This is a genomic window from Streptomyces changchenzhani (assembly GCF_039766235.1).
In the GTDB taxonomy this organism is placed as follows: Bacteria; Actinomycetota; Actinomycetes; order Streptomycetales; family Streptomycetaceae; genus Streptomyces.
In genome coordinates this window covers 1-22,690 of sequence record NZ_JBDHNH010000012.1, presented here as the reverse complement: position 1 = coordinate 22,690, position 22,690 = coordinate 1, and the positions used below count along the sequence as shown (strand labels likewise).

The window sequence follows — 22,690 nt, the reverse complement described above, 5'->3', positions numbered from 1 at the left end:
TTCTCCTCATACGGGTGTCGCCTTCGGCCAGGTCTTCCGGTCTTCCTCGAATGGCGTCAGCTCGACCGCGGGGCCGAGCCGGCTCCGGACCAGCTCCCGAAGTGCCGGCAGATGTCGCCCGCCGGCGCTCCCTACGGCACAGGCGACCGCCAGATGGTCGCCTTCGAGTCGGCTCGTGACCTGTCCCCGGGGGTACGGGGACGCGAACAGGCAGTGCTCGACGTCCACTTGGGTGATCGGTCCCTGCGGAGTTGCGACGGCGTCGGCCACCCGTCCGAGCGGGACGACGAGCTGCCGCTCGGAGCCGCAGGTGCAGCGCGAGCCCGGTGGAGGCAGCTCGACGAGCTCTCCGGTCGGCTGCGGCACCGGCGCGGGCGCGTCGGGGTGGCGGACGTCGAGCACGAGTTCGCCGCGGGTCCCGCCGGGGTCGATACGGCCCGGAGCCGTCGACCGGAGACGCGCCTCGAAGCGGTCCACCACCAGGTGGAGCCGGCCGAGCCGGCAGGGCGTGGCCGTGGCGGGCCGGGAGGGGGTGCCGAACAGGACGGTCGCCGACGCGCCCCAGGTGGCGGCGATGCGCCGCAGCCGCTCGGGCGCGGCCGGGCGGGTCGCGACGAGGGTCGTGAGGCCGGCCGCGGCGGGGCGCCGTCCGGCCGCCTCGTCGAGTGCGGCGAGTTCGGCGGCCAGCTGGGGCGGGCCCACCAGCGTCGTCACCCGATACCGGTGGATCAGGTCGAGCAGGCGCGGGACCGGGCAGATCGTGTTGCTGGTCCCGACGCTGATGAGCGAGGCGCCCAGCCACTCGACGGCCCGCTCGACGGACGCGCCCTCCAGGGACAGTTCGTAGGGGGCGGCGACGACCACCACGTCGTCGGGGGTGAGGAGGTCGCCGAGGGCGAGGGCGGTGTCGAACTGGTTCAGCATCCACTCCCGCCGGCTCATCCGGACCGCGTGGGTGCCGCCGTCGGGACCCTCCCATTCGGCGTACCGCACCGGCGCCGAGGGCCGCGGGAGCCCGTCGGGGCCGGCCGGGGCGCCGGTGCCGCCGGGCGGGCCGCGGTGCGCGTCGGCCTCCAGCGTGTGCAGCCACTGGTCGAAGTACGCCTCGAACCGATCGGTGACGGGTGTCATGTGGCAGCACCCGCCTCGGCCGGTTCGCCGGCCAGAGTCCAGCCGTAGCCGGAATCCCGGCCGAGTCCGTCGTGTCGCAGCGGCCGGCGGTCGTCGTCGGTCTCGGTCCGCAGGACCTTCCCGAGGACGAGGAGGTGGTCGCCCAACCGGTAGCTGGCCGCTGTCCGGCATTCGATGAACCCGAAGGCGCCCTCGATACGGGGGCATCCGTTCGCCGTCGCCACCCACGCCACGTCGTCGAAGCGCAGATCGGGCCGGGTCCGCGCGAAGACCCGCGCGATGTCCGACTGCTCGTCGCTGAGGATGTTGACGCAGAAGTGCGGCCCCGAGGCGATGCTTGCCCAGCTGGAACTCGTCGCCTTCACCAGGAACCCGATGAGGCCGGGTTCCTCGGAGACCGCCGTGAGCGAGGCGACGGTGAGACCGCGCGGTGCCGCCGCGCCGTCCACCGCGTCGCCGTCGCTGCCGGTCACGATGGCCACCGCACTCGGCAGCACGTCGTTCACCCCCGCCGGCGGGCTCGCCGGCGGATCGGACCTGGCCTGCCGCCCGGCCGGGGTCGCAGCCGCGGTGGGCCCCTCCAGCGCCCGGCGCAGATGGAGCGCGGTGGTCGACTCCTCGGACGCGCGCAGCTCCGCCGGTGTCCCGCAGTGGATGACCTTTCCGCCGGCGCGGCCCGCGCCCGGGCCGACGTCGATGACCCAGTCGGCCACGGCGACGACGCGCAGGTTGTGCTCGATGGCGACGATGGTGTTGCCGGAGGCGATGAGGCGTTCGAAGAGGGCCAGGAGGTGACGGGTGTCCGCCGGGTGCAGTCCCCGGGTGGGCTCGTCGAAGATGAACAGCGTGCCCCTGCGCCGCTGTTTGTTCAGCTCACTGGCCAGGTTGAGGCGCTGGGCCTCGCCCCCGGAGAGGGTGGTGGTGGAGGAGCCGAGCGGCAGATAGCCGAGACCGAACTCGTCGAGGACGGTCAGCGCCTTGACCACCTTGGCGTGGCCGAGGCGGTCGAACCAGGGCAGGGCGTCCTCGACCGTCATCGACAGGACGTCGTGGATGTTGCGGTCGTCGAGCCGCACCTCCAGCACATGGGCCTGGAAGCGTCGTCCGTCGCACTCCGCGCATACGACGTGTTCGCTGCGGAAGAGGGTCATGCCGACCTCCGCCAGCCCGAGGCCCTTGCACGCCTCGCAGCGGCCGCCGACGACGTTGGTGCTGAACTCGGCCCGGCCGAGGTTGCGTTCGGTGGCCTCCTCGCTGCCCGCGAAGGCATCGCGCATGTGGTCGCCGATCCCGATGTAGGTCGCCAGCGTGCTGCGGCTGGAGCGGCCGATGGGGCGCTTCTCGACGTAGATCACGTCGTCGAGGTGCTTGATGCCGTCGATGTCGCCGGCCGCGCCCGCGTCCTTCAGGCCGGCCTTGACCTTGTCGTGGAGGTCGGCGACCAGGGAACTCTTGCCTGCCCCTGAGACCCCGGTGATGCAGGTGAGTCCCCGCAGCGGCAGCCGTACCGACTGGTCCTGGAGGTTGTTGCGCGTGAGGGACCGGACGTCGAGCCACTCGGCGTCACCCAGGTCGGCCGTCTCCCGGGCTGCGGGCCGGGAGTGCAGGGCCTTGGCCGTCGGGGAGTCGGGCTGCTTCAGCAGCTCCGCGACGGGGCCCTCGAAGACCACTTCGCCGCCGCGGGAACCGGCGCCCGGTCCGAGCTCGACCACCCAGTCGGCGGCGGCGATCACGGCCTCGTCGTGCTCGATGGCGATGACGGTGTTGCCCAGGTCACGCAGGCGCCGCAGCGAGGCGATGATGTTGTCGGTCTCCGCGTCGTGCAGGCCGGCCGTGGGTTCGTCCAGGACGTACATGACACCGGTGAGGTCGCTCGCCAGGTGCTGGGCGAGCAGCAGCCGCTGCAACTCGCCGCCCGAGAGGGTGACGACGGGACGCCGCAGCTGGAGGTGTCCGAGGCCGACCTGCGCGATGTTTGCGCACTGCTTGACGATCTCCTTGGCCAGTTCCCGGACCTGGCCCGGCAGCCGCCCCTCGGCCAGGGCGTCCCGCAGCCGCTCGGTCGAGGCGGAGAGTTCGTCCTGCTGGAACTGCGGGAAGGTGCGTCCGTCGACGGTGGCCTTCAGCGACTCGGTCCGCAGCCGGCCGCCGTCACAGGCCGGGCAGGCGTCCCTGGCCAGGTAGTTCGAGAAGGCGTTGCGCCGGGCGGGGCTGCTGGCGTTGCGGTAGGCCCGTTCGAGGAAGCCGAGGATGCCCTCGAACCTGAAGTCGTTGGTGACCTTGCTCAGTTTGATGGAGTAGACGGTGTCGCTGCCGTGGAGAACCCGCTCGCGCTGCTCGTCGGTGAGCCGCGCGAAGGGGCGGTCGAGCGGGATGCCGGTGTCCTCGGCCATGGCCTCGAACACCTTGCGGCAGTTGGGCACGGCGAAGGTGCCGGAGTCGGCGCCGTCCCAGATCTCCTTCAGCGTCCTGGAGGGGTCGGGGATGATCCGGTCGAGCGAGAAGTCGACCATCTCGCCGACCCCGTCGCAGCGCAGGCACTTGCCTTCGCGCCGGTTCGGGCTGAAGTGCTGGGCGGAGTGCGGTTCGGTGTAGATGCCGCAGTCGGGACAGAGCAGGTCGGCGCCGGTCGGGCCGAAGCAGGCCGGACACACCGGGTGGGACGCGGCTCCGAACAGAATGCGATAGAGCCCGTCGATCCCGGTCAACGTCCCCACGGTCGAGCGCGGGTTGCTGTAGCCGCCCTCGCGCTGGCGCAGCGCGACGGGCGGCTGGATCCCGGCGATACGGTCGAACTGGTAGTCGCCGTCGCCCAGGTCGAGGGACCTGCTGGAGAGCGCCCCGAGGTAGATCGACTTGGAGTGCTCGAACAGCGTGTCGATGATCAGCGAGGACTTGCCGGACCCGGAGACCCCGGCCGCGACGATGAACTTCCCCTTGGGCAGCGTCACGTCGACCGACTTGAGGTTGTGGGTCGTGACGCCCTTGAGGACGATGCTGTCGTGGTTCACGGGTGCTCCAACAGGTCGGCCAGGACGCGTGCCGCGGCTTCGCAGCCCGGAAGATCGACGAATGTGTTGTAGAGAGCCGAGCGGACCCGGGCGGGGTCGCCGCGGTTCCATGCCTCGTAGAGCTCCTGCCGCATGCCGAACCGGTCGATGACCAGATCGCCGGCCAGCCGGAAGAGCCGGGACTTGTCCTCGACCGACGTGTCACGGCCACCCATGTACAGGTCAAGCGCCTTGCGCAGGTCCGGTGCGACCAGATCACCCTCGGCGGGCTGCATGATCAGCCCGGAGGCGCCGATCTGCCGGACGATGGCCGACGCCCGCTCCGAGAACTGGCCGGCGAGGGAGTCCAGGGCGGCGGTCGTCCCCGGAGCCAGCAGGCCGCTCTTGGTCCGGGTGACGTCCCGGGTGATCGACTTGAGGGCGAGGTCGACCACCGACACGTAGGAGGCCAGCTCACCGAGCATGGCGCCGACCTCGCGGAATTTTTCGACTCCGATGGACCTGGCGAGCAGGGACGCGACGCCGAGCATCACCCGGAGCCGGTGATGGAGCCGGATCTGCCCGGTGTACAGGGACCAGCGGTTCAGCGCGTGGAAGCCCTTGACCGCGGTGTTCGCGTCGTCGAGCAGGAAGACGCGGTCACGGGGGATGAAGGCGTCATCGAAGACGAGCATGGCGTCCTGCTCGTCGAACCGGGAGCCCAGGGTGTGGGGCTGCCCGTGGTACGAGCGGCGGCAGAGGATCTTCAGGCCGGGGGTGTCGAGACGGGCGCCGAACCAGCACACGTACGCCGAGTCCTCACGCAGGTAGTTGGCGGGCGACAGATAGATGAGGACGTCGTGCGCGTACGGCGCGAGGGTGGCGATCTGTTTGGCCCCGCGGACGACGATGCCGCTGTCGTCCCGGTGCACGACCTGGAGGCCGAGTTCGGGCCGCTGGGTGGGCGTGACCGACCGGTCGACTTGGGGGTCGCCGAGTCCGTGGGTCAGGACGAGGTCGTTCTCGCGGCAGTGCAGGTAGTACTTCTCGGCGTTCTCCGCGAACGCGGGGTCGACCTCCGCCAGCGCGTGACGGAAGTCGTGGAGCCCTACCACCACGTTGGCCATGAAGTCCGGGACGCGCGAGATCTGGCCGTGCGAACCCTCCACCCAGTGCCGGGAGTTGAGCCACTTGCGGTCCAGGTCCTCGGGCGACTCCGGAGCCAGGTAGGACAGGCTGACCGGGTGCCCGCTGACGTCGGACCGGAACGTCATCTCCTGCACCAGCTCGGGTGACCGCTGACGGTCGTACAGGCCCGCGAGGGTGCGCAGCATCGGCCGGAAGTCGGGGTGCGTGGTCACGTCGACCCGCTTGCCCTCCACCCACAGCTCGCGGTCGTCGGCCAGGCTGGCGACGAAGGAGGCGCCGTCGTGCGCCCCCAGCCCCGGCCGGCCGTCGTGCGCCCCCGGGCCCGGCGGGCGACGGGTGTCACCCGCCGAGGTCGCGGTCGTCGCGGCGGTCTCGGATTCTGATGTCGGCATTCCCGGCCTTCCTACGGCGTCCGTTCGGGCGCACCCGTGGTGAACTGCTGGTAGCTCTGCTCTTGGACCTCGGGGAAGTACTCCCGGGTCGCCTCACCGACGATGCGCATCAGCTCCGAGTCCACGGAGGCGGGATCGGTCAGCAGGGCGGTGAGCGGGGAGCGGTCGACGAAACTGGTCAACTTGACGCCCCGCGCCTTGTGCACCGCGTTCAGTGAGTGCTGGGCGTTGGCGGCGTCCCGCATCTTGTAGACCGCCTGGGGCCCGTCGGAGATGCCGATCATCGATTTGGTCCCGCCGCTCCCCAGGCAGTTGCGCGGCATGTGCAGATGCTCGTGCCGCCACTCCTGGTACGTGTGGTGGAGCCGGAACGCCTGGTGCAGCACCTGATGACGCAGCCAGGATTCGGAGTCCGCGTGCCGGTCGGCGTCGATGGCCCGGGTGGTGCCTTCGAGGGTGCCCTCGCCGTCCGTGGTCAGCCACTTCGAGATGTCGTTCCAGAAGTGCTTGAAGAGGTCCTTGAACATGTGCTGCTTGATGGCCAGCGAGTGGGTGCCGCTGGCCGGGCCCAGGTTCTCCCGGAAGCCGTGGTACTCGCCGGTGGCGAGCAGCTCCGCCATGATCCGCTGCGCCTCGACGACGGGGCCGAGGACGGCGCCGCAGACCGCCAGGTGCGCCGCGGCGCGGCTGAGCGCGTGCGACCGTACGTCGCGGACCGCCAGCTCCAGGTGGTCGTTCGACTCCGCGGTCAGGATCTCCGGGATCTGGTGGAGGGCGACGAACTCACCGTGCATTGTGTCGGGGGTGAGTTCGGTCGCGACGACGGCGTCGGCGAGCAGCCCCGTGGACAGGATCTCGTTCAGGTCCCCTTCGAGGGGCAGCGGCACCCCGGAGAGGTCGCTCTCCCACTTGGTGGCGTCGTGGCTGCAGATCCGGATGCCGTGCAGGAGCCGGTACAGGTTGTCGTCGATGCCGGCGGTCGCGATGGTGGCCCGCACGGTGAGCGGGTCGCTGACGAGAAGCGAACACCGGACCTCGTCGTCGAAGGCGCGCAGTTCGTCGACGTAGGCCTCGTACCCGGCCGTCTCGGCCACGTCCACCGCGCGCACCCCGGGGCGCGCGGTGGACCCGCAGAGGCTCTGCGTCTCCTGGCACACCGCGCCGAGGCTCCGCAGCAGCCGGTGGAAGCCCATGCTCCACTGGACGAAGCGGGAGGCGGTGGCGAAGTCACGGGCCTCGACCGCCTCCTGGGCCCGGCCGGTCAGCCGGGCCAGGTTGAGCAGACACACCTCGGCCGCCTGGAACACCGCGCGGACGGTGGACTCGTACGAGCCCGGTTCGGTGGGGCACTTCTCCTTCGCCGCCATGATCAAGTCGATCCGGTGGAGGTCGTCGTAGCTGGGCGCGATGGCCCCCAGCTCGTTCCTGGGCAGGTCGGCTCCGGGGCAGCCGACCGGTGTCCCGGAGCTCACCCCGAGGGTGGGCACCGGACACGCGTGGGACTCCTGCGTGGTCATCGCGGTCACTCCTCGGTGGAGATGTGCAGGAAACGGATGGAGTTGCTGGGGCACGACTCGTAGGCGTCGAGCACGCAGTCGAGTTCGCCCTCGTCCTCGGGCTGCTTGTGGACGTAGTGGGTCTCGTTGTCGGGGTCGCTCTCGAAGTTGTCGGGGGCGAGGTCGCGGCAGAGCTGGCAGTCGATACAGGTGTCGTCGATGTGGAACCGGCCTTCCAGCGGCAGCCGGCCGGGGAGCGGGGCCTCTGTCATGACGTCCGCTCCCCCGGGGCGCGCAGGAAGTTCCGCATGGTCGGCTTGGCGGAGGTGCGCAGCGCGTGCTCGAAGGCCGGGACGTCCAGGACGCTGAATCGGGTGTCGGCCCCGAACCGCCGGGCGGCCTCCGCGGTGATCGCGTCCCGGGTCCGCTTGTCGGCCGCGCTGTCGGGCGGCAGGGCGATGTCGAGGACGGGCCCGTCGACGTCGAACGCGAAGAAGTACGGGGCCCGGATCAGTGCGCCGAGCACGACGTCCTCGATCTCCAGCTGGGAGGCCCAGCCCCGGCCGACCGCGATGCGGTCCCCCAGCCGGCCGCGGTGGCGCAGCCGGCGCAGCGGCGAGCCGCACGGGCACGGCTCGGCCTCGATCCGGCAGGTGTCGCCGGTGCGGTAGCGCAGCAGCGGCATCGCCCGGCTGGCGAGCGTGGTCACGGCGAGTTCGCCGGTCTCGCCGTCGGGGAGCCGCTGTCCGGTGACGGGATCGACGATCTCGAAGAACGTCCGCGTCTCGACCAGGTGGAGGTCCTGCCGGGCGCAGAACATGGCGAGCGTGTTGGTCTCGGTCATGCCGAACATCGAGTAGACGGAGGCGTCCCACTGACCGGCGAGCAGCGCCTTCTTGGCGGGCGAGGCCCCTTCGCCGGCGGTGAGGATCTTGTCGACCGCGAGGTCACGGGCCGGGTCGAGTCCGCAGCGCCGCGCCACCTCACCGAGCAGCAGCGCGCGGGTGCCCGAGCAGACCAGCGTCGTGGCCCCGGAGCGCCGCAGGGCCTGCACCATGCGCTCCGGAGGGCAACCGGGCGACGCCGCGCCGAGCGGCACGATCGTGCATCCGAGCAGTTCCAGGGCACGGTCCAGGTCCTGGCCGACCCCCGCCAGCTCGTACGGGACGGCGACGGCGACCACGTCGGCGTCGTCGAGCACCGCGGAGAGGAGGTGGGCCACGATGAGGTTGTTCTCGACCCAGTCGTCGGCGGAGAAGAAGGCGGCGATCGAGTTGCCGTCGCCCGTCCCCGAGCTCTCGTCGAACCGGGTCACCTCGCGCAGGGGGACCGCCAGCAGACCGAGCGGGTAGGCCGCGGCGAGGTCCTGCCGGGTCGTGAAGGGCACCGACCGGAACGCCTCGGGGTCAGCGGCCACGGCCTCCACGAGGGACCCGGCGATGCGGCCGGAGTAGAAGGGCGAGTTGCGGTGCGCGTGGGCCACGGTCCGCGCGAGGGCGAACGCCGCCCACCTGCTGAGCCCCTCGCGGTCCAGGGACGCCACGTCCGCGACCCGGCGCGCTACCCGGCGGCGGGCCGCGATCACGTTGTGCAGCTGCTCCGTCCGGGTCGCCCGGTGGTCCGTCGGCGTCGTCATGGCATGTCCGCCAGCTTCGTCATCGCGTCGCGTTCGGCCTGTCCCAGGTCGGTCAGGGTGGCGGCGACCGCGTCGGCGGCCTTGCGGAGCGCCGCCGGGTCGGACTCGTCGCGCAGCAGGTGCGCGATGCGGGTCCAGCGGGCCGACAGTCCGCGGTAGGTGTCGGCGGCGGCCGCGTAGGCCGGTTCGACGGCCAGCTCGGCCGCCTCGTCGAGGAAGTCGGCCCACAGGGTGCGGAAGAATCCGCCGCCGGTGCCGCCGTCCTCGATGCTGTGGGACAGGAAGGTGAACGCGGCCGCCGGGTCGTCGAGGGTGTCGCACCAGCCGCGTACGGCCTGGGCGGCCTTCTGGAAGCCCTTGTGCCCCATGTTGGTGATCGGCGGATTGAGGAAGTCGTGCGCGGTCGCCGCGACCGCCTCGCGGCAGGCGGCAGGCAGGTCCGCCGGGTCGAAGTCGGAGTCGCCGAGGCGGAACGCCAGGCTGCGCGAGCTCATCGGCCCCTTCGCCGCCCGGGCCCGGGCGAGGCTCTCCCGGCTGGTGGTGCGGACCCCCAGTCCGCGGGTCTCGACGACGCTGTACGTATCGGACGCGTACCCGATGCACGCCAGGTAGTGGGCCGCGAAGTGGTAGCTGTCCTCGGCGTAGTCCAGGTGGAAGCGGTCCAGCTTGAGGCCGACCACCTCGCCGGTCTCCAGGGCGGCGAGGAGTTCCCGTTCGGCCTTGGCCTGCGAGGTGGTCTCGCTCTCGCGCAGTTCGACGGCGAGGGCGCGCGTGGCGTTCCGGATCAGGTGGTCGGGCTTGACGCGGCCCCCGAGGAACGGGGCCGGCATCTGCTTGGAGTGCCAGTAGAGGAACGACAGACCGCGGCCCAGGCCGAAGACCAGCGGTTCGCTGATGTCGATGCCACGGGGGCGCAACATGTTGACCAGGGCGCTCGATTCGCAGTGCTCGCCGGACAGCCAGTTCACCATCAGACCTCCCCCGTGGCCGCGACGCCTTCCTTCTTCGCGGCGTCGTAGACGACTTCCAGCACCGACTGGGTGGTGTTGTTGCGCAGGTGCCCGTAGGTGTGTCCCACTTCGTCGGCCTCGGTGTAGGCGATGGCCTCGACGTGCTCGATGTCCCGTTCCAGTCCGCTGAGGACCGCCTGGACGTCCTCTGCGCTGGACACCTCCAGGGCGACGTGCGACATCAGGCGCCGGCGTTCGGGGACGGGCCTGCTCTGCCAGGCGCCGAAGTGCCGGCAGGTGAAGGTCTCGATCACCCGGCCGTCGGGCAGGGCCACCGACAGCCACCAGCCGGGTGTCCCGTACTGCCGGGGGGAGATGTAGGACGGGCCCATCTCGACCGCGGTCAGCTCCCCGGCGCGCTGCAGGTCCTCCAGGTAGGAGTGCCAGCGGAACACCTCCTCGTCGGAGGAGTAGTCGCCGAGATAGACGCCGATGTGGTTCACCCCCGCGAACCGCGCGGCAACGTCCGCGGGCGACCGACCGCACCAGGCGCGCAGGTACGACGCGCAGTCGACCTGGGTCCAGGCCGCGGACTCGGCGAGCAGTTCACGCCATACGGCCGGGAACTCGGGGTCGGTCGGGAACGTGCCCGCCTCACCTCGGTGGGCGGAGGGATGGCTGCCGGTGGCTGTGGTCATGACTCCTTCTCCTTCCGTCCCGCGATCACCAGTCCCATCTGCACCGCCGTCACGCTGTCGGCTCGGATTCCGGCTTGCCGGAGCAGATCGGCGGCCTCGGGGACCGTGTATGCGGACCGGACCGACGTGCGGAACCCGGGACGCATGTCGACGGCGATGTTGGCCTTCATGAACTGGAACGTGGTCCGGTCGATGTCCCGGCGGAGATCGGAGACGCAGAACGCGCCGCCGGGGCGCACGAGGCGGTATATCTCGCGCAGCGCCCTGACCGGGTCGGACCATTCGTGCAGGGACGCCGAGCTGAAGGCGTGATCGAAGGACGCGTCGGGAAACGGCAGGTCCAGGACGTCGGCGAGGGTGTAGTCGGTGCGGGACGACACCCCGTAGGCGCCGGCGTTGGTCCGCGCCCGGTCGAGCATCGCCGGGGAGATGTCGATACCGACCAGGGTGCCGCCGGTGGCCTGGATGACCCATTCGAGGCCGAGGTAACCGGGGCCGCAGCCGGCCTCCAGCACGCGCCCGGAGTCGATGCCGGCGTTCAGGACACTGTCGACCTTCTCCTGCAGCCAGCCGCGGTCCCGGATGTGACGCTGCATCTCGTCGTACTTGAGCGCCAGTTCGGGCCCCTGCAGCCCGTCCTCGGTCTCGTGAATCCGGTCAGTGCCCCGGATGCCTGCCATGGGCACCCCCTTCCGTCCGTGGGTCCGCGACCCGGCACAGCCCGACAGGCACGCCCCGCAGCATCGAGCTGCCCATGTACGGGTCGCGGCGGTCGCTGTCCGTGATCCGGTTGATCGACGACCGGGTGGCCGCGTCGATGTCGTCCTCGTCCGGGTACCACCAGCCGGCGTCCGCGACGATCACGTCGGGGGCCACCGCGTCGGACACCTGGGCCCTCATCACCACGCCGGGACGGTCCGGGTCCCGGTAGATCTCCACCTGGTCCCCGTCGGCCACCTCCAGGCGCTCGGCGGCCCGGGGGTGGAGCGTCACGCGCGGTTCCCGGTAGCGGTGGGCCGTGGTGGGGAGCTGCCGGAACTCGGTGTTGAAGAACTGGAGGTTGTGCGCGCTGGTCATGACGAACGGCAGCTCGTCCGTGGTGGCGGGCGGCGGCCGGAAGGTCGGCAGCGCGTCGTACCCCATGGCTTCGAGCCCTCGGTGGGCGAGTTCCACCCGGCCGGAGCGGGTGCGGAAGCCGGCGTCCGCGTACTTGCGGTACTGCTTGGTGTTGGGGAGGTGGCCGACCTCCTTGAACTGCCGCCATGTCAGGCCGATGCCGCTCAGCTTGGCGTCCAGCGCGTCTTCGACGCTCGGGTAGAAGTGCTGTCCGACGCCGAGGCGGTGCGCCAGCCCGATGATCATCTCCTCGTCGGACCGGGCGCCCTCCACGGTCGTCACCCGCTGCCGGGCCGCGAGGTAGGAGTTGAACTCCACGATCTGGTCGCGCTCCAGCCAGGAGGAGGCCGGGAGCACGACGTCGGCCAGCTTCGCCGAGGGCGTCATGAACATGTCGGCGACGGCCAGGAAGTCGAGCTTGGCGAGAGCCGCCCTGGTGGCCGTCGCATTCTCGTACGAGACCAGCGGGTTGGAGCCGAAGACCACCATGGAGCTGACCCGGTAGGGACGCTCGCGCAGGATCGCCTCCTGGAGGTCCGCCGGGGCCACCCAGCCGGTCATGGAGAGCACCTTGTGCGCGGTGCCGCCGATGCGCTTGGCCGCCTGCTCCTCGGACAGCAGGTCGGTCCGGGGGAACCCCCGACGGCCCTCGATGGGCATGGGGTCCCAGATGACGTCCCCGCCGGGAGCGTCGAGATTCCCGGTCAGGGCGGTCAGGACGGCGATCGTGCGGTGGGTGTCGAAGGCGTTGTCGCACTGCGAGAGGCCCGTGCCGGCCTCGATGCAGGCGCGGGACGCCTGCGCGTACATCCTGGCCGCGGCCTCGATGAGGTCCGGTTCGAGCCCGGTGATCCCGGCCACCGTCTTGAGGTCGTACGAGCGGACATGACGCTCCAGCGCTTCGAAGCCGGAGGTGTGCCGGGCGACGAACCCGGCGTCGTACCAGCCGTTGGCGATCAGCAGATGGACGAGACCGAGCGCGAGCGCGGTGTCGGTGCCCGGCCTGAGCTGCAGGTGGAGATCCGCACGCTGGGCGGTACGGGTCCGCCTGGGGTCGATGACCACCAGGCGGGTGCCACGTTCCAGGGCGCGCATGAGACCGACGCCGATGACACCGTCGGAGTGCGTGTTGAGCTTGTTGCTGCCCCAGAGCAGGGCCACCTCCGGGTCCCCGGCGTAGTCGCAGAACGTGAAGCCCCCGTAGGTGAGGATCGACGCCATGACGCGCGGGTAGAAGCACACATGGGCCGGCCCCACCACGTTGGGCGTGCCGAGGGCGTTCGCGAGCCGAAAGACCCACTCCTGGTAGTTGCGGTCAGTGCCCTGGCCGAAGACCACCGACTCGGGACCGAAGCGCTCCATGCTGTTCCGGAGGTTGCGGGCCACCTGGTCGAGCGCCTCGTCCCAACCGACCGGGCGGAACGAGCCGCTCCCGCGCGGCCCGGTCCTGACCAGCGGGCTCCGGAGCCGGTCCGGGCTGCTGACGAGGTCCAGGGACGCCTTGCCCTTGATGCAGAAGTAGCCGCTACTCGTCGGGTTCTCCGGGTCGCCGGAGATCCCGGTGGGCACTCCGTCGGTCAGCTCCACGAGCGCGCCGCAGCCTCCGTGGCACATCCGGCACACCGTCTTCACCGTGGTCGTACGTCCGGGACCCATCGCGCTCACACCGCCCCGACCCGGTCGCGGGACAGTTCCAGGAGCCGCCCGAAGACCGCTTCCTCGGCGTCCGCGACGGCGTGGAGCCGGGCGGCGGCCACCTTCAGGTGCGCGGCGCGGTCCAGCGCCTCGGGGTAGGCGGTCAGGTGGTCGATGAGTTCCGTCCACGCCGTGACGATCTCCTCGAACCGGGTCAGGCTCGGCAGCAGATCCGCGTCGCCGGTCAGGGCGTGGGCCTCGGCGAGGAACTCCGCGTACAGGCCGCGGAAGTTGGTGCCACCGGTCCCCGCGAACCGCCAGAACCGCGCGGTCTCGGGGATCATCACCTCGCTGCGGGGCAGTCGCTGCCAGCCGGGTATCTCCTGGGCCGCCCGGCGCAGGGCGGGTATCCCCCGGTCGTCGCCCCGCCCGCGGTCCAGACAGCGGGCGGCGGCGCCGTGGACGGCGGGCCACACCTGTGGGACGAGGTCCGCCGCGCCGCCCGGCAGCGGGTCGCGGCCGCCGTCGAGGTGCCAGTGCAGCCGCGGGGACGGCATGAAGCCCTCGTTGGAGGCCCGGGCCCGGGTGAAGGACTCCAGCGGCAGCTCCTGGGCGCCGCCCTGCTGTGTGGTGTCGACCACGTACGCCGTCGACGCGTCGAGCCCGTGCAGGGCGAGGCAGTGGGCCGAGAAGTGGGTGCGGGAGGCGAAGTAGTCCAGGTGGAAGATGTCGACCGTCACCCCTACGACCTGACCCGCCGATAACGCCGAGATCGCCTGCGCGTGGGCGCCGGCGTCGTCGGCCTCCTGCACGGTGGCCAGGCTCAGGCCCATGGCAGCGCACGCGTTCTCGGCGATACGGCCCGAGCCGACGCGTCCCGTCAGCATCGGGGGGACCGGCACGTGCGGCGGGGGCGGGAAGAACTGGGCGTCGATCCCCTGCCCCAGGCCGAAGACCAGAGCCTCCGAGACGTCGATGCCCGCGTGCCGCAGCATGTTGTTGAGCATCGTCGTCTCGCAGTGCACGCCCGGCACCGGCCTGAAGCCGTCGAGCATCGCGCCCCGGGGACGGCCGGCCGGCCGTGCGGCCGCGCTCATCGGACGCTCCCCGACAGCACCTCGGCGTAGCTCTGCAGGTCGAGCAGTCCCGAACCGCTGGCGAGCACCACGATCACCGGATCCGCGGCGGTCTCATCGGCCCGCGCCGCCACGTCGACGGCCGCCGCGAGCGCGTGCGTGGACTCGGGCGCGAGGAGCAGTCCCTCGGTCCGCAGGAGCAGGCGTCCCGCCTCCAGCGCGCGTTTCTCCTCGATCGCCACCGCGTCGAGCAGGCCTTCGTGACGCAGCAGGCTGACCACGCTGGAACTGTGGTGGTTCCGCAGCCCGGCGGTGTGCACCGGCGGCGGGACGAAGTCGGGCCCCATGGAGTACCCGAGGACCTCGGGGGTGAGTCCCGCGAGATCGGAGCGGCCGTACTGGTAGCGCCCTGCCGTCAGCCGCGGCGCGGCCGTGGACTCTGCGGCGAGCAGGCGCAGGTCACGGCTTCCGTCGCCGAGCGAGCCGAGGAAGGGGCCGATGAGGCCGCACAGATTGCTGCCGCCGCCCGAGCAGGCGATGAGGTGGTCGCCGCGCCCGGGGACGCCGATCGGCTCGTCCAGCGCCGCGAGCTGCGCCTGGACTTCGAGGCCGAGCAGGGTCTGGTGCAGGTACACGTGGGGCACCCCGCTGCCGGACAGGTAGGCGGCCCCGGGCCCGAGATCGAGCGCGTACCGGATGGCGTCGCTGATAGCCGTCCCCAGGCTCCCCGGATGGCCGGGGGAGCGGGCGAGCAGCTCCCGGCCGAATAACGTGTCCGGGGACGGTGACGCGCGGACGGTGGCGCCCAACAGCTCCATGTAGTGGCGCCGGTAGGGCTTCTGGTCCAGCGAGCAGCGGACCATGAAGATCTCACTGTCAAGGCCGAGCAGGGAAGCGGCCAGCGCCACACTCATCCCCCACTGGCCCGCGCCGGTCTCGGTGACCAGGGTGGTCCGGCCCTCTTCGGCCGCGTAGTGCGCCTGTGCGATGGCCGAGTTGAGTTTGAAGCTGCCGGTCGGCAGAACGTCCTCACGCTTGAGGTAGATGCGGGCCCGCGTGCCGAGTTCGGTCTCCAGCGCCCGCACCCGGTGCAGCGGTGTGGGGCGGCCGATCCGGCGCAGCCGGTCGGCGACCGGCTCGGGGATCGGCACCCACCGCTCGGTCGGCCGGTCCTGGTCGAGCAGGGCCTTCGGCCGCACCTGCCGGGCGATGTCGGCGGCCGACGGCGTGCCCTCGTCCTTGACGGGCGGCAGCGGGGCCGGCAGGTCGGGCAGGAAGTGGTACCAGTGCGTGGGAAGTTCGATCGGGGCAGGCGCAGGCCGAGCGTCGGATTCCGCAGCGAAACGCGCACGCGCATTGCTCGTCATATCCCCCCCGAGACCCCAACGCTGGAATGAAGAGGACAATCGCAGAGCGCTCGTACCCCGTCAAGGGGGAGGCATTCCGTCCGCATCGCGAGGAGTTCATCATCCGTTATTGATCCTGCCCGAGGAGAGCCAGAACAGCAGATCAGAGGCATAGAAAGGGCGCCGTGGACCCGCTGTCGGCGTGGCGATTGCCCCCTCATCAGAATATCGAATTCCGCTCCCTTGATCGCAAAAAGTGATCATTACCGCGCTGCGGCGATGCCCTTATGAATCTTTACGGGACCGGTAATCGATCTCCGCGCGAAGGCTAATTGATCTCCGTGCTGCCGACCGCACCAACATCGCCGCCGGACTCCGCGAGATGCCCTGTCGAGCGGCCACTGACCCTCCGTCAAGCCGGCCGGTTCCGACGACATCGGCGCCGACAGCGTGCTGGATCGCGCAGGCACAACGCAGGCCATGCGCTCCGCCCGGCCCAGGCAATGTCGGCTTTGGGGGCGTCCCGAGCGAGGTCGGCATCGACGGACAGGAACTGTCCTTCTCCCACGTCGGACGGCGCGGCGGCCCCGCCCCCGTACGCCGCTGCCTCCCCGGCCTGGTCGACAGCGCGTCCTGCCGGGCCTCCGCCTGCCGGGCAAGGTCTTCGACCTCACCGTGCCCCTCGACCAGGTCGCCGAGGGAGGAAAAGGAGTGGGAGCTGGTCGCCGCGGTCACCACGGCCGAAGATCCTGGACCTCGGTCTGGCCCTGGAGTTCCTGGAGACCCAAGGCGTACCTGTCATCGCCCACGGCTCCGACGACTTCCCCGCCTTCTACTGCCGCTCCAGCGGGCTGCGCGCCCCTCAGCGACTGGACGGAAGCGGCCTTGGTCGCCCACGCCGTCGAGACCCACTGGGCAACCGGCTCAACGTGAAGCAGACGGAGGCAGCTTCGGCTGGGCACCCGCATCATCGTCCACCGCGAACGTCCCCACCCGGAGCCCAGCTCTCGCTCTTCGACCGGGACGAGGGCATGCGGCACCAGGACCTCATCACCGACACCCCGATCACCTCCGGCTCTGCCCGGTTCCTGGAGGTCCGCCACCACGGACACGCCACCGTCGAGGACCGCATCCGGTGCGGCAAGACCACCGGCTTCAGCCGCTTCCCCGCCCCGCCACCTGACTCGCCGCCCCCGTCCACCTCGACTCAAGGACCTTGGAGAACCCGCCCCCGCGTCGGGCCCTCACCATGTCCACCGGCCGGCACCACCTCGCGCAGCCGCCCAGCGGCCCCAAATTCCGCGATGTCGTGGTCCCCGCGCGTGCGGGGGTGGTCCCGTTCGAACCGCTGCCGCACTTCCGGCGCGACAGTGGCGGCGCGCCAGTTCCTGGCGTTCTGCCGCTACCTGCGCTCGCTCTACCCGCGAGAGGTGCGGATCGCGATCGTCTGCGACAACTTCTCACCCCACCTGACCACGAAGAAGTGCCAGCGGGTCGGCACCTGGGCGGCAGCGAACAACGTCGAGATCGCCTACACCCCTACCAACTCCTCCTGGCTGAACCGCATGGAGGCCCAGTTCACCGCCCTGCGCTACTTCACCCTCGACGGCACCGACCACGCCGGCCACAAGGAACAGGGCAGCATGATCCGCCGTTACATCATCTGGCGAAACCGCCACGCCGACGACCAGCGCCTACGCGCTCTCGTCGACAGAGCAAACGTTGCCTGAACCTCAGTCGAGTCGCTTGAGCATCTTGACCGAGGTCGTCTCGTAGCCAAGCGACTCGTAAAGGCCGCGCGCACCCGTGTTGAACCCAAAGACACTGAGACCAAGGGTATGAGCGCCCTGCGCCCGGGCGTATTCCTCGCCGAGGACCATGGCCATTCGCCCGAAGCCCCGACCACGCTTGTCGGCGTCGATCACGATGTCCCAGATCCACCAGGAGTCGGCGTTGCCGCTCGTGTCTGGTCCGATCCAGAGGTAGCCGACGGTTAGCCCGGCGTCATCGACCACGTCGAAGACCGCGTGCCCCGGGCCGGGTGTACCGGAGGGAAAAGAGCGAGCCATGCTTTCGTCCGCATGCCGGTAGGCATCCTCGGACGTTTGCCCCGCAGTGACGAGATCTTTTGCGTACTCGGCTCGACTGCGTTCGAGCCAGGCAGGGAAGACTCGGGCGTCCAAGTGGCGGAGGGTTACAGACACTGGATCAGCCTCCCACACCGCCGATGTTGGAGCGGTATCGCTCCCGCCCAACGGTTACGACAAACCGTCAGCAGGGCAAACGTTGCCTGATCCGCACTAGCAACAGTCGTCGTTCTCCCAAGGGCTCCAGCTGCCGTTCGCGTGGCGCGTCCTGAACCACGTGTCGTTGTTGGTGCCGCGCACCGAAATGGAGATGACGTCGCTGTCGGGGTACGTATTCACGTGGGGGCCGGATCTGGCGATGCCGCCCAGAGAACTCCACCCGGTCCAGGATCCGTTGGCGTTCGTCCAGCGGTGCCACACGGCGGAGTCGACACCGATGGCCCACTCCTCGCGCGAACCATTGGGGTGGGTGTACTTGGCGACACCGAACTCGCAGATGATGACGCCGCCACCGCGCTGGCATTCGCTCGCGTGGGCCGGTGTCGTCGCGACGGCGAGGCCCGCCACGGCGACCGCCACCAGGACAGCCGCCTTGCACTTCTTCAGTCTCATGGTTGCTCCTTCAGCAATGCCGACGGTCAGAGCCCGCTCAGGCGCGACGCGTTCACGAAATCGGTTCGCGTGCCCGCCAGCCGTTGTAAGCATGAAGCAGGGCGCTGATGTGGCGCTCACGCCCTGCTGACGTTTCACCACCGTCCGGACTGGGCGGGTCCCGCGAGGGAAACCGCGCAGTTGCCCGGGCTTCCGCCGTCGGGCACGAACTTCCCGCCGACGCCGAAACTGCTCACCACCATCCACAGAGGAGAGGCTTCTCTGCGGTGGCCTATCGGTGCACGCTGACCGCCAACGTCCGGACATCGGCCACCGAGACATCAACCGCGGCGTCCAACTCCACCTCCTCGACCTCCTAGACCTCCTCGACACCGACATCACACAAACCCGCTGGCCACAGACCTGAAACGGCCACCCGCGAAGTACGGGTCCAGAGAGAAGAGCCCTGCTCCCGTTGCCGCCTTGACGACTCCGTCCCGTTCTGTCGGCCGGCCGTCGTGAAGCGGCCCGGCCCGTCCTCGGTCAGCCAGCCGCGGTCCACGAGCCGTTTCAACTTCGCACGCAGCCCCTCGACCTTCGACTTGTCGGTGCTCAACCCGGCCGCGGCAGCCACCTGGCCGACCCGCAGCGGATGCCCGGCATCGACCAGGACCTCGACAAGGTCCTGATACGCCGTCGGCAGCACCGTCACTGCGATACCCGGGCGCCACGGTGGCACCGTCAGCACCCCGACCCGCGACGCATCTGCGGTCATCACCAGCGCCGTGGCCGCAGCCGCCTCCACCTGATCCGCGTCTGCCCCGCCGAGGATCTCGGCGACCGTCTCCCGGGTGATCTCCAACCGGGCCAGACGCTCCTCGGCGTCCGCCAGACGCTCGTTCAACGCGTCGATCTCACGCCGGAGCCCCGCCGCTTCGTCCCGCGCGGCCGCCTCCTGCCGACGGCACCGTCATGGCCCTGAGCATCCTCCCCATCCGTAGAAGGCCCCCTCACTGAACGCAACGCAGCGTCGCCATCGCCACCCCGGAACTCAAGCGCCCCAGTCGGGGCCTTCGGCACGTCACAGAACGGCCATACCGTCACCACATGGTGCCGAACAGTCGCATGATGCCCCTCTCGTCACACAACGCCCTGGGGGACACATGCGCACCCGCTCCACCGCCGTTCTCGCTGCTCTTCTCCTCGCTGCCCTCACCGCCTGCGGCGGCGTCGACAAGCCCGAGGCGAAGAGCAGCAGCACGCCATCGGCGGCCGACGCCTCCGAGGCCGCCGAGCCGGAGCCCAGCCCGACGCAGCAGACCATCTTCGAATTCGGCGACGCCTGGGAGTTCGAGAGCACCGAGGAGTTCGAGGAAGCCATCGCCGGCGCGGTGACCGTCTTCGACTACAAGCAGGGCGTGCGCTCCGTCGGCTCGGCAGCCGAGGAGGTCGACAACAAGGACTACGTGTGGGCCTACGTCGAGATCAAGACCTGCAGCACGAAGGGCAACTTCACCGCGACGACGGAGCCGTGGACGCTCGCCTACGGGGATGGCACGCGCATCGAGCCCTCCAGCAGCACCTGGGACGACTTCCCCAAGCCTGAGTACCCCCTCGAGACGAAGCTGACGGTCGGCAAGTGCGTCCGCGGCAAGCTCGTCTTCCCCGTACCCGGCAGCAACCGGCCCAACAGCGTCGTGTACGCGCCCGCCGAACTCGAAGTCCCCCGCGAGTGGACCGTGCCCGCCAAGTAGCTGGAGGTGGCGCCCATAGCCGGCAACCCGCGCAATGGGCGCCCCTACCGCACCCTCATCACCGCCGTGAAGCGCCTTGGCGCTCCTGCTGGCTGCTGTGCAGCCACAACATCGAAGTCCGCCGCCGTCAGCACGTGGCCCGCGTCGTGCGTCGTGATGGCGAAACGCACGTGGTCCCACCGCAGATCCATGTCCGCGTGATCTCGTTCCCGACCCGCTCCCATGCGGGCAACTGCTCCAGGCGCTCCGCGATCTCCTGGTCCGGCAGCTTCAGGCCGGCACTCAACATGTCGTTGTTCCTGTCGGCGAACCGCGTCCAGGCGGGTGGGACCGGTCCACGACGCTCCCACGGCGGCATCGCTGCAAAGCCCCAGGTCACAGCCGCACCGGGCTCATCTTCCATGGGCGAGAACTCGCGTTCGCTGCACGCGAAATGCCCCCGCAAAATGCGTTTCCCCAGGTCAGAACGATTCTGCCTGGGCGTGCACGGTGGGGCGGGTGGGACTCGAACCCAAACCGGTGACGCGCCTCACCTGCAGTTCTCTCGGAGGACCGGGACATACCAGCCTGTTTCAGTCCGGCTGTATCCCGCTCGATCCAGTTCAAACGGATGCGGTGCAGCGTTCGCTGCACCACTGCCGCTGTGACGACAAACCGATTGCGGAATCCCTATACGGCCCACGCCATCCCCTCCGCCGACGAGGAGAGCCCCCCGCTTCTCCAACGCATGATGAACGCCCATCCGACTCACCGCCGCCCACAACTGCTGCGCAACCTGTCACCCTCCGTGACAGCAGTTGCCTGCTCCTCACATAGGCGGAACGTCAGGATCGATTCCTCATATGGTTATGCAGGCTGATCCACCGCGAAAGTCGCTCCTACGGGAACCCCTCATGCCCGCCACTTCGGCGGCGAAGCCACCCCGACCTCACGCGGAACTCACTGTGGATCAAGCACACCTCCATGGGAGAAACGCTCGGTGACTGCGCCGGGAGCACAACCACCCCACGCGAGCGGGGAGCCTTAAGAACTCCTAACGGAATGACTCTCTGGGGTCGATTCCTCGTCGTGGGGTGCTGTCGGGCAGCATGGGGTGATGGACTTCGATCAGCCGCTGCCTCGCAAGCTGAAAGCCGTTGATTCGACCTCGCTGTTCAGGCTGGAGGAGCGGGCGTGTGACCTCGGCCTGAGTCAGCGGTTGGACCTGGCTTGGGTGCAAGCGAATACGGCGTCCGATGGCATCCACTACTTGTGGCCGGCCTTGTGGCACGGCCTGTCCCACCGCCCGGACGTTCCACGTCAGCTGCGGTGCGAGCTGTTGATCACTCTGCGTGCGGGAGGCCGCGTGATGAGTCTGCTGGATGTGCTTCCCGACGACTTCACCCCGCTGCCGCGGGTGACCTCACGCGAGGAAGGCATGCAGGTCAGCCAGCTCTTTGACCGTGCTCCTTCGGTCAGGGAATGGCTACTGCGGGAGGGCGAGGGCTCGGGGCAGCTGTGACAGGCGTCGCCAGCAGATGAGCGCGCATCCCAGGGTGAGGAAGGCTTCGTGGATGTCGTCGCGGATCTCCCAGCGGATCCGCAGGCGGCGGAACCAGTGCAGGTGGGCGAAGGCGCGTTCGACAACCCAGCGTTGGGTTCCGAGTCCGGAGCCGTGTTCGGTGCCGCGTCGCGCGATCAGCGGCTTCACGCCGAGCGCGAGGACGAGGCGCCGGTACTTGTCGTGGTCGTAGCCACGGTCACCGAGCACGACGTCGGGGCCGACCTCGCTTGCCCCGCACCGGCGGCACTGCCTGAAACAGTGGAATGAGCTGGGTGACATCGTTGCGGTTGCCGCCGGTCAGGGTGACAGCGAGCGGGATGCCGGTTGCGTCGGTGATCAAGTGGTGCTTGCTGCCCGTTCCACCGGGTGCGGGGCGGTCTTGACGGACCGTCCCGCGATCCACCCCGCTACACTCCCCACACCCAAGCCGCTGACCAGCACTAATGGAGAAGTACGGCTGGAGTACTAATTCCGCGGTCACGGACGAGAGTTGCTGAGATGGCGTCCTCGTACCACCGGATCACAGCCAAGCACTCCCGCTCGACGTTCAATTTTTCACACCTTTGATCTTGGTAAACTTGATATTGAGAGGGCACGAAAAATCCGGGTCGTCAGAGGCACACAAGGCCTTGCCACCATCCACCGCATTCAGCGTGATTACGCAATCACCTTGCGGTACTTCCTGGAACGTCAATACAAGACTCTCACCGGATGTCGCTTCCTCCGAGGCGAAGACGGAACCACCCGGTTCTCCCTCGTCCACGAAGAAAGCCCATGAGCCGCTAGCGGCGCCGGAGGGGCAACCGTCGTAGAGACGACTTCCAATGTTCAGCTTCGAGGCATCGAACGTACGGTCTGCGCGGAACGTGATCTGAGTACCGGAACCCTCGCTCCAGGCACCGACTATCTTCGATTCCTGCACGGTCGTGAGCTCCGGCTCAGCTGCACACGCGGCAATCAGGATCAAGGGGGACAGCAGGGCAAAGATCCACGGAATTCGTCGCACCGGGCGGCCAGTCAATTTTTCTCCCACCACACGAGCCGGCCGTGGGGGGCACCTAGACACCCCCCACGGCCGAGCAGTTGCTCACATTCTACTC

At 69.7% G+C, this 22,690-nt stretch carries 20 protein-coding genes and 4 pseudogenes; 6 read left to right on the top strand and 18 right to left on the bottom strand.

Annotated elements, in window-relative coordinates:
- Window positions 1-6 precede the first annotated feature (6 nt).
- Genes ABCR94_RS31745 through ABCR94_RS31690 form a run of 12 tightly spaced genes read right to left on the bottom strand, consistent with a single transcriptional unit; the run spans window position 7 to window position 15,636 of the window.
- Complete coding sequence (locus ABCR94_RS31745; protein ID WP_347124117.1) at window positions 7-1,131, bottom strand: phenylacetate--CoA ligase family protein; 1,125 nt, start codon at window positions 1,129-1,131, stop codon at window positions 7-9.
- On the bottom strand, window positions 1,128-4,142 hold the full coding sequence (locus ABCR94_RS31740) for a flavin reductase (RefSeq protein WP_347124115.1): 3,015 nt from the start codon (window positions 4,140-4,142) through the stop codon (window positions 1,128-1,130). Before ABCR94_RS31740 ends, ABCR94_RS31745 begins: the two co-directional genes overlap by 4 nt.
- Window positions 4,139-5,662, bottom strand: a complete 1,524-nt coding sequence (locus ABCR94_RS31735) for a 4-hydroxyphenylacetate 3-hydroxylase N-terminal domain-containing protein (RefSeq protein ID WP_347124113.1) — start codon at window positions 5,660-5,662, stop codon at window positions 4,139-4,141. The genes ABCR94_RS31740 and ABCR94_RS31735 overlap by 4 nt, the downstream gene beginning before the upstream one ends.
- A gap of 11 nt (window positions 5,663-5,673) precedes the next feature.
- A complete protein-coding gene (locus ABCR94_RS31730; protein ID WP_347124112.1) occupies window positions 5,674-7,179 on the bottom strand; it encodes a hypothetical protein in 1,506 nt (501 codons plus the stop codon).
- Between the two features lie 5 nt (window positions 7,180-7,184).
- Entirely contained in the window at window positions 7,185-7,430 is a 246-nt protein-coding gene (locus ABCR94_RS31725; protein WP_347124110.1) for a ferredoxin, read from the bottom strand.
- Window positions 7,427-8,794 carry a phenylacetate--CoA ligase family protein gene (locus tag ABCR94_RS31720; protein WP_347124109.1) on the bottom strand — a complete coding sequence of 456 codons (1,368 nt, stop codon included), beginning with the start codon at window positions 8,792-8,794 and terminating at the stop codon, window positions 7,427-7,429. Before ABCR94_RS31720 ends, ABCR94_RS31725 begins: the two co-directional genes overlap by 4 nt.
- Window positions 8,791-9,765 (bottom strand): BtrH N-terminal domain-containing protein, encoded by a 975-nt coding sequence (locus tag ABCR94_RS31715; protein WP_347124108.1) that lies wholly within the window; start codon window positions 9,763-9,765, stop codon window positions 8,791-8,793. The genes ABCR94_RS31720 and ABCR94_RS31715 overlap by 4 nt, the downstream gene beginning before the upstream one ends.
- Window positions 9,765-10,442, bottom strand: coding sequence for a hypothetical protein (locus tag ABCR94_RS31710; protein WP_347124107.1), 678 nt, complete (start codon window positions 10,440-10,442; stop codon window positions 9,765-9,767). Before ABCR94_RS31710 ends, ABCR94_RS31715 begins: the two co-directional genes overlap by 1 nt.
- Window positions 10,439-11,122, bottom strand: coding sequence for a class I SAM-dependent methyltransferase (locus tag ABCR94_RS31705; RefSeq protein ID WP_347124105.1), 684 nt, complete (start codon window positions 11,120-11,122; stop codon window positions 10,439-10,441). The genes ABCR94_RS31710 and ABCR94_RS31705 overlap by 4 nt, the downstream gene beginning before the upstream one ends.
- Entirely contained in the window at window positions 11,100-13,214 is a 2,115-nt protein-coding gene (locus ABCR94_RS31700) for a molybdopterin-containing oxidoreductase family protein (RefSeq protein ID WP_347124353.1), read from the bottom strand. Before ABCR94_RS31700 ends, ABCR94_RS31705 begins: the two co-directional genes overlap by 23 nt.
- 5 nt (window positions 13,215-13,219) lie before the next feature.
- Window positions 13,220-14,290: a BtrH N-terminal domain-containing protein gene (locus tag ABCR94_RS31695; protein WP_347124103.1), complete on the bottom strand. Its 1,071-nt coding sequence runs from the start codon at window positions 14,288-14,290 to the stop codon at window positions 13,220-13,222.
- On the bottom strand, window positions 14,287-15,636 hold the full coding sequence (locus ABCR94_RS31690; RefSeq protein ID WP_347124101.1) for a TrpB-like pyridoxal phosphate-dependent enzyme: 1,350 nt from the start codon (window positions 15,634-15,636) through the stop codon (window positions 14,287-14,289). The genes ABCR94_RS31695 and ABCR94_RS31690 overlap by 4 nt, the downstream gene beginning before the upstream one ends.
- 414 nt (window positions 15,637-16,050) lie before the next feature.
- Between ABCR94_RS31690 and ABCR94_RS31685 the strand changes: the two are divergent.
- The 4 genes and pseudogenes from ABCR94_RS31685 to ABCR94_RS31670 all read left to right on the top strand — a co-directional run.
- A pseudogene (locus ABCR94_RS31685) lies at window positions 16,051-16,341 on the top strand (IMP dehydrogenase); the annotation flags it as partial.
- A 20-nt stretch (window positions 16,342-16,361) separates the two neighbouring features.
- Window positions 16,362-16,430 (top strand): annotated as a pseudogene (locus ABCR94_RS39280) (hypothetical protein); the annotation flags it as partial.
- Window positions 16,431-16,572: 142 nt separating this feature from the next.
- Window positions 16,573-16,787: pseudogene (locus tag ABCR94_RS31675) on the top strand (IS1380 family transposase); the annotation flags it as partial.
- A 132-nt stretch (window positions 16,788-16,919) separates the two neighbouring features.
- The gene (locus ABCR94_RS31670; protein ID WP_347124099.1) at window positions 16,920-17,345 is read left to right on the top strand and encodes a transposase; all 426 of its coding nucleotides are present in this window, start codon (window positions 16,920-16,922) and stop codon (window positions 17,343-17,345) included.
- A gap of 3 nt (window positions 17,346-17,348) precedes the next feature.
- Here ABCR94_RS31670 and ABCR94_RS31665 read toward each other — a convergent pair whose 3' ends face one another.
- From ABCR94_RS31665 to ABCR94_RS31655, 3 genes are all read right to left on the bottom strand, one after another.
- A complete protein-coding gene (locus tag ABCR94_RS31665) occupies window positions 17,349-17,798 on the bottom strand; it encodes a GNAT family N-acetyltransferase (protein WP_347124097.1) in 450 nt (149 codons plus the stop codon).
- A 117-nt stretch (window positions 17,799-17,915) separates the two neighbouring features.
- Window positions 17,916-18,314, bottom strand: coding sequence for a DUF8189 domain-containing protein (locus tag ABCR94_RS31660; RefSeq protein ID WP_347124096.1), 399 nt, complete (start codon window positions 18,312-18,314; stop codon window positions 17,916-17,918).
- 355 nt (window positions 18,315-18,669) lie between these two features.
- On the bottom strand, window positions 18,670-19,197 hold the full coding sequence (locus ABCR94_RS31655) for a hypothetical protein (protein WP_347124094.1): 528 nt from the start codon (window positions 19,195-19,197) through the stop codon (window positions 18,670-18,672).
- A 259-nt stretch (window positions 19,198-19,456) separates the two neighbouring features.
- Between ABCR94_RS31655 and ABCR94_RS31650 the strand changes: the two genes are divergently transcribed.
- Window positions 19,457-20,047 (top strand): hypothetical protein, encoded by a 591-nt coding sequence (locus ABCR94_RS31650; protein WP_347124092.1) that lies wholly within the window; start codon window positions 19,457-19,459, stop codon window positions 20,045-20,047.
- A 44-nt stretch (window positions 20,048-20,091) separates the two neighbouring features.
- On the opposite strand, the gene ABCR94_RS39275 is transcribed toward ABCR94_RS31650, so the two are convergent.
- Window positions 20,092-20,238: a hypothetical protein gene (locus ABCR94_RS39275; protein WP_521978283.1), complete on the bottom strand. Its 147-nt coding sequence runs from the start codon at window positions 20,236-20,238 to the stop codon at window positions 20,092-20,094.
- Window positions 20,239-21,143: 905 nt separating this feature from the next.
- Between ABCR94_RS39275 and ABCR94_RS31640 the strand changes: the two genes are divergently transcribed.
- A complete protein-coding gene (locus tag ABCR94_RS31640) occupies window positions 21,144-21,548 on the top strand; it encodes a hypothetical protein (protein ID WP_347124090.1) in 405 nt (134 codons plus the stop codon).
- On the opposite strand, the pseudogene ABCR94_RS31635 reads toward ABCR94_RS31640, so the two are convergent.
- Window positions 21,513-21,963 (bottom strand): annotated as a pseudogene (locus ABCR94_RS31635) (IS5 family transposase); the annotation flags it as partial. The gene ABCR94_RS31640 and the pseudogene ABCR94_RS31635 overlap by 36 nt on opposite strands.
- Before the next feature lie 174 nt (window positions 21,964-22,137).
- Window positions 22,138-22,623: a hypothetical protein gene (locus ABCR94_RS31630; protein WP_347124088.1), complete on the bottom strand. Its 486-nt coding sequence runs from the start codon at window positions 22,621-22,623 to the stop codon at window positions 22,138-22,140.
- Window positions 22,624-22,690 lie beyond the last annotated feature (67 nt).

Bases quoted from the DNA above. Each gene is read 5' to 3' on its own strand.
- ABCR94_RS31715 (WP_347124108.1), bottom strand. From the start codon at position 9,765: ATGGTGAACTGGCTGTCCGGCGAGCACTGCGAATCGAGCGCCCTGGTC.
- ABCR94_RS31735 (WP_347124113.1), bottom strand. From the start codon at position 5,662: ATGCCGACATCAGAATCCGAGACCGCCGCGACGACCGCGACCTCGGCG.
- ABCR94_RS31705 (WP_347124105.1), bottom strand. From the start codon at position 11,122: ATGGCAGGCATCCGGGGCACTGACCGGATTCACGAGACCGAGGACGGG.
- ABCR94_RS31710 (WP_347124107.1), bottom strand. From the start codon at position 10,442: ATGACCACAGCCACCGGCAGCCATCCCTCCGCCCACCGAGGTGAGGCG.
- ABCR94_RS31650 (WP_347124092.1), top strand. From the start codon at position 19,457: ATGCGCACCCGCTCCACCGCCGTTCTCGCTGCTCTTCTCCTCGCTGCC.
- ABCR94_RS39275 (WP_521978283.1), bottom strand. From the start codon at position 20,238: ATGGATCTGCGGTGGGACCACGTGCGTTTCGCCATCACGACGCACGAC.
- ABCR94_RS31730 (WP_347124112.1), bottom strand. From the start codon at position 7,179: ATGACCACGCAGGAGTCCCACGCGTGTCCGGTGCCCACCCTCGGGGTG.
- ABCR94_RS31660 (WP_347124096.1), bottom strand. From the start codon at position 18,314: ATGAGACTGAAGAAGTGCAAGGCGGCTGTCCTGGTGGCGGTCGCCGTG.
- ABCR94_RS31700 (WP_347124353.1), bottom strand. From the start codon at position 13,214: ATGGGTCCCGGACGTACGACCACGGTGAAGACGGTGTGCCGGATGTGC.
- ABCR94_RS31725 (WP_347124110.1), bottom strand. From the start codon at position 7,430: ATGACAGAGGCCCCGCTCCCCGGCCGGCTGCCGCTGGAAGGCCGGTTC.
- ABCR94_RS31720 (WP_347124109.1), bottom strand. From the start codon at position 8,794: ATGACGACGCCGACGGACCACCGGGCGACCCGGACGGAGCAGCTGCAC.
- ABCR94_RS31690 (WP_347124101.1), bottom strand. From the start codon at position 15,636: ATGACGAGCAATGCGCGTGCGCGTTTCGCTGCGGAATCCGACGCTCGG.
- ABCR94_RS31670 (WP_347124099.1), top strand. From the start codon at position 16,920: ATGTCGTGGTCCCCGCGCGTGCGGGGGTGGTCCCGTTCGAACCGCTGC.
- ABCR94_RS31745 (WP_347124117.1), bottom strand. From the start codon at position 1,131: ATGACACCCGTCACCGATCGGTTCGAGGCGTACTTCGACCAGTGGCTG.
- ABCR94_RS31640 (WP_347124090.1), top strand. From the start codon at position 21,144: ATGGACTTCGATCAGCCGCTGCCTCGCAAGCTGAAAGCCGTTGATTCG.
- ABCR94_RS31695 (WP_347124103.1), bottom strand. From the start codon at position 14,290: ATGAGCGCGGCCGCACGGCCGGCCGGCCGTCCCCGGGGCGCGATGCTC.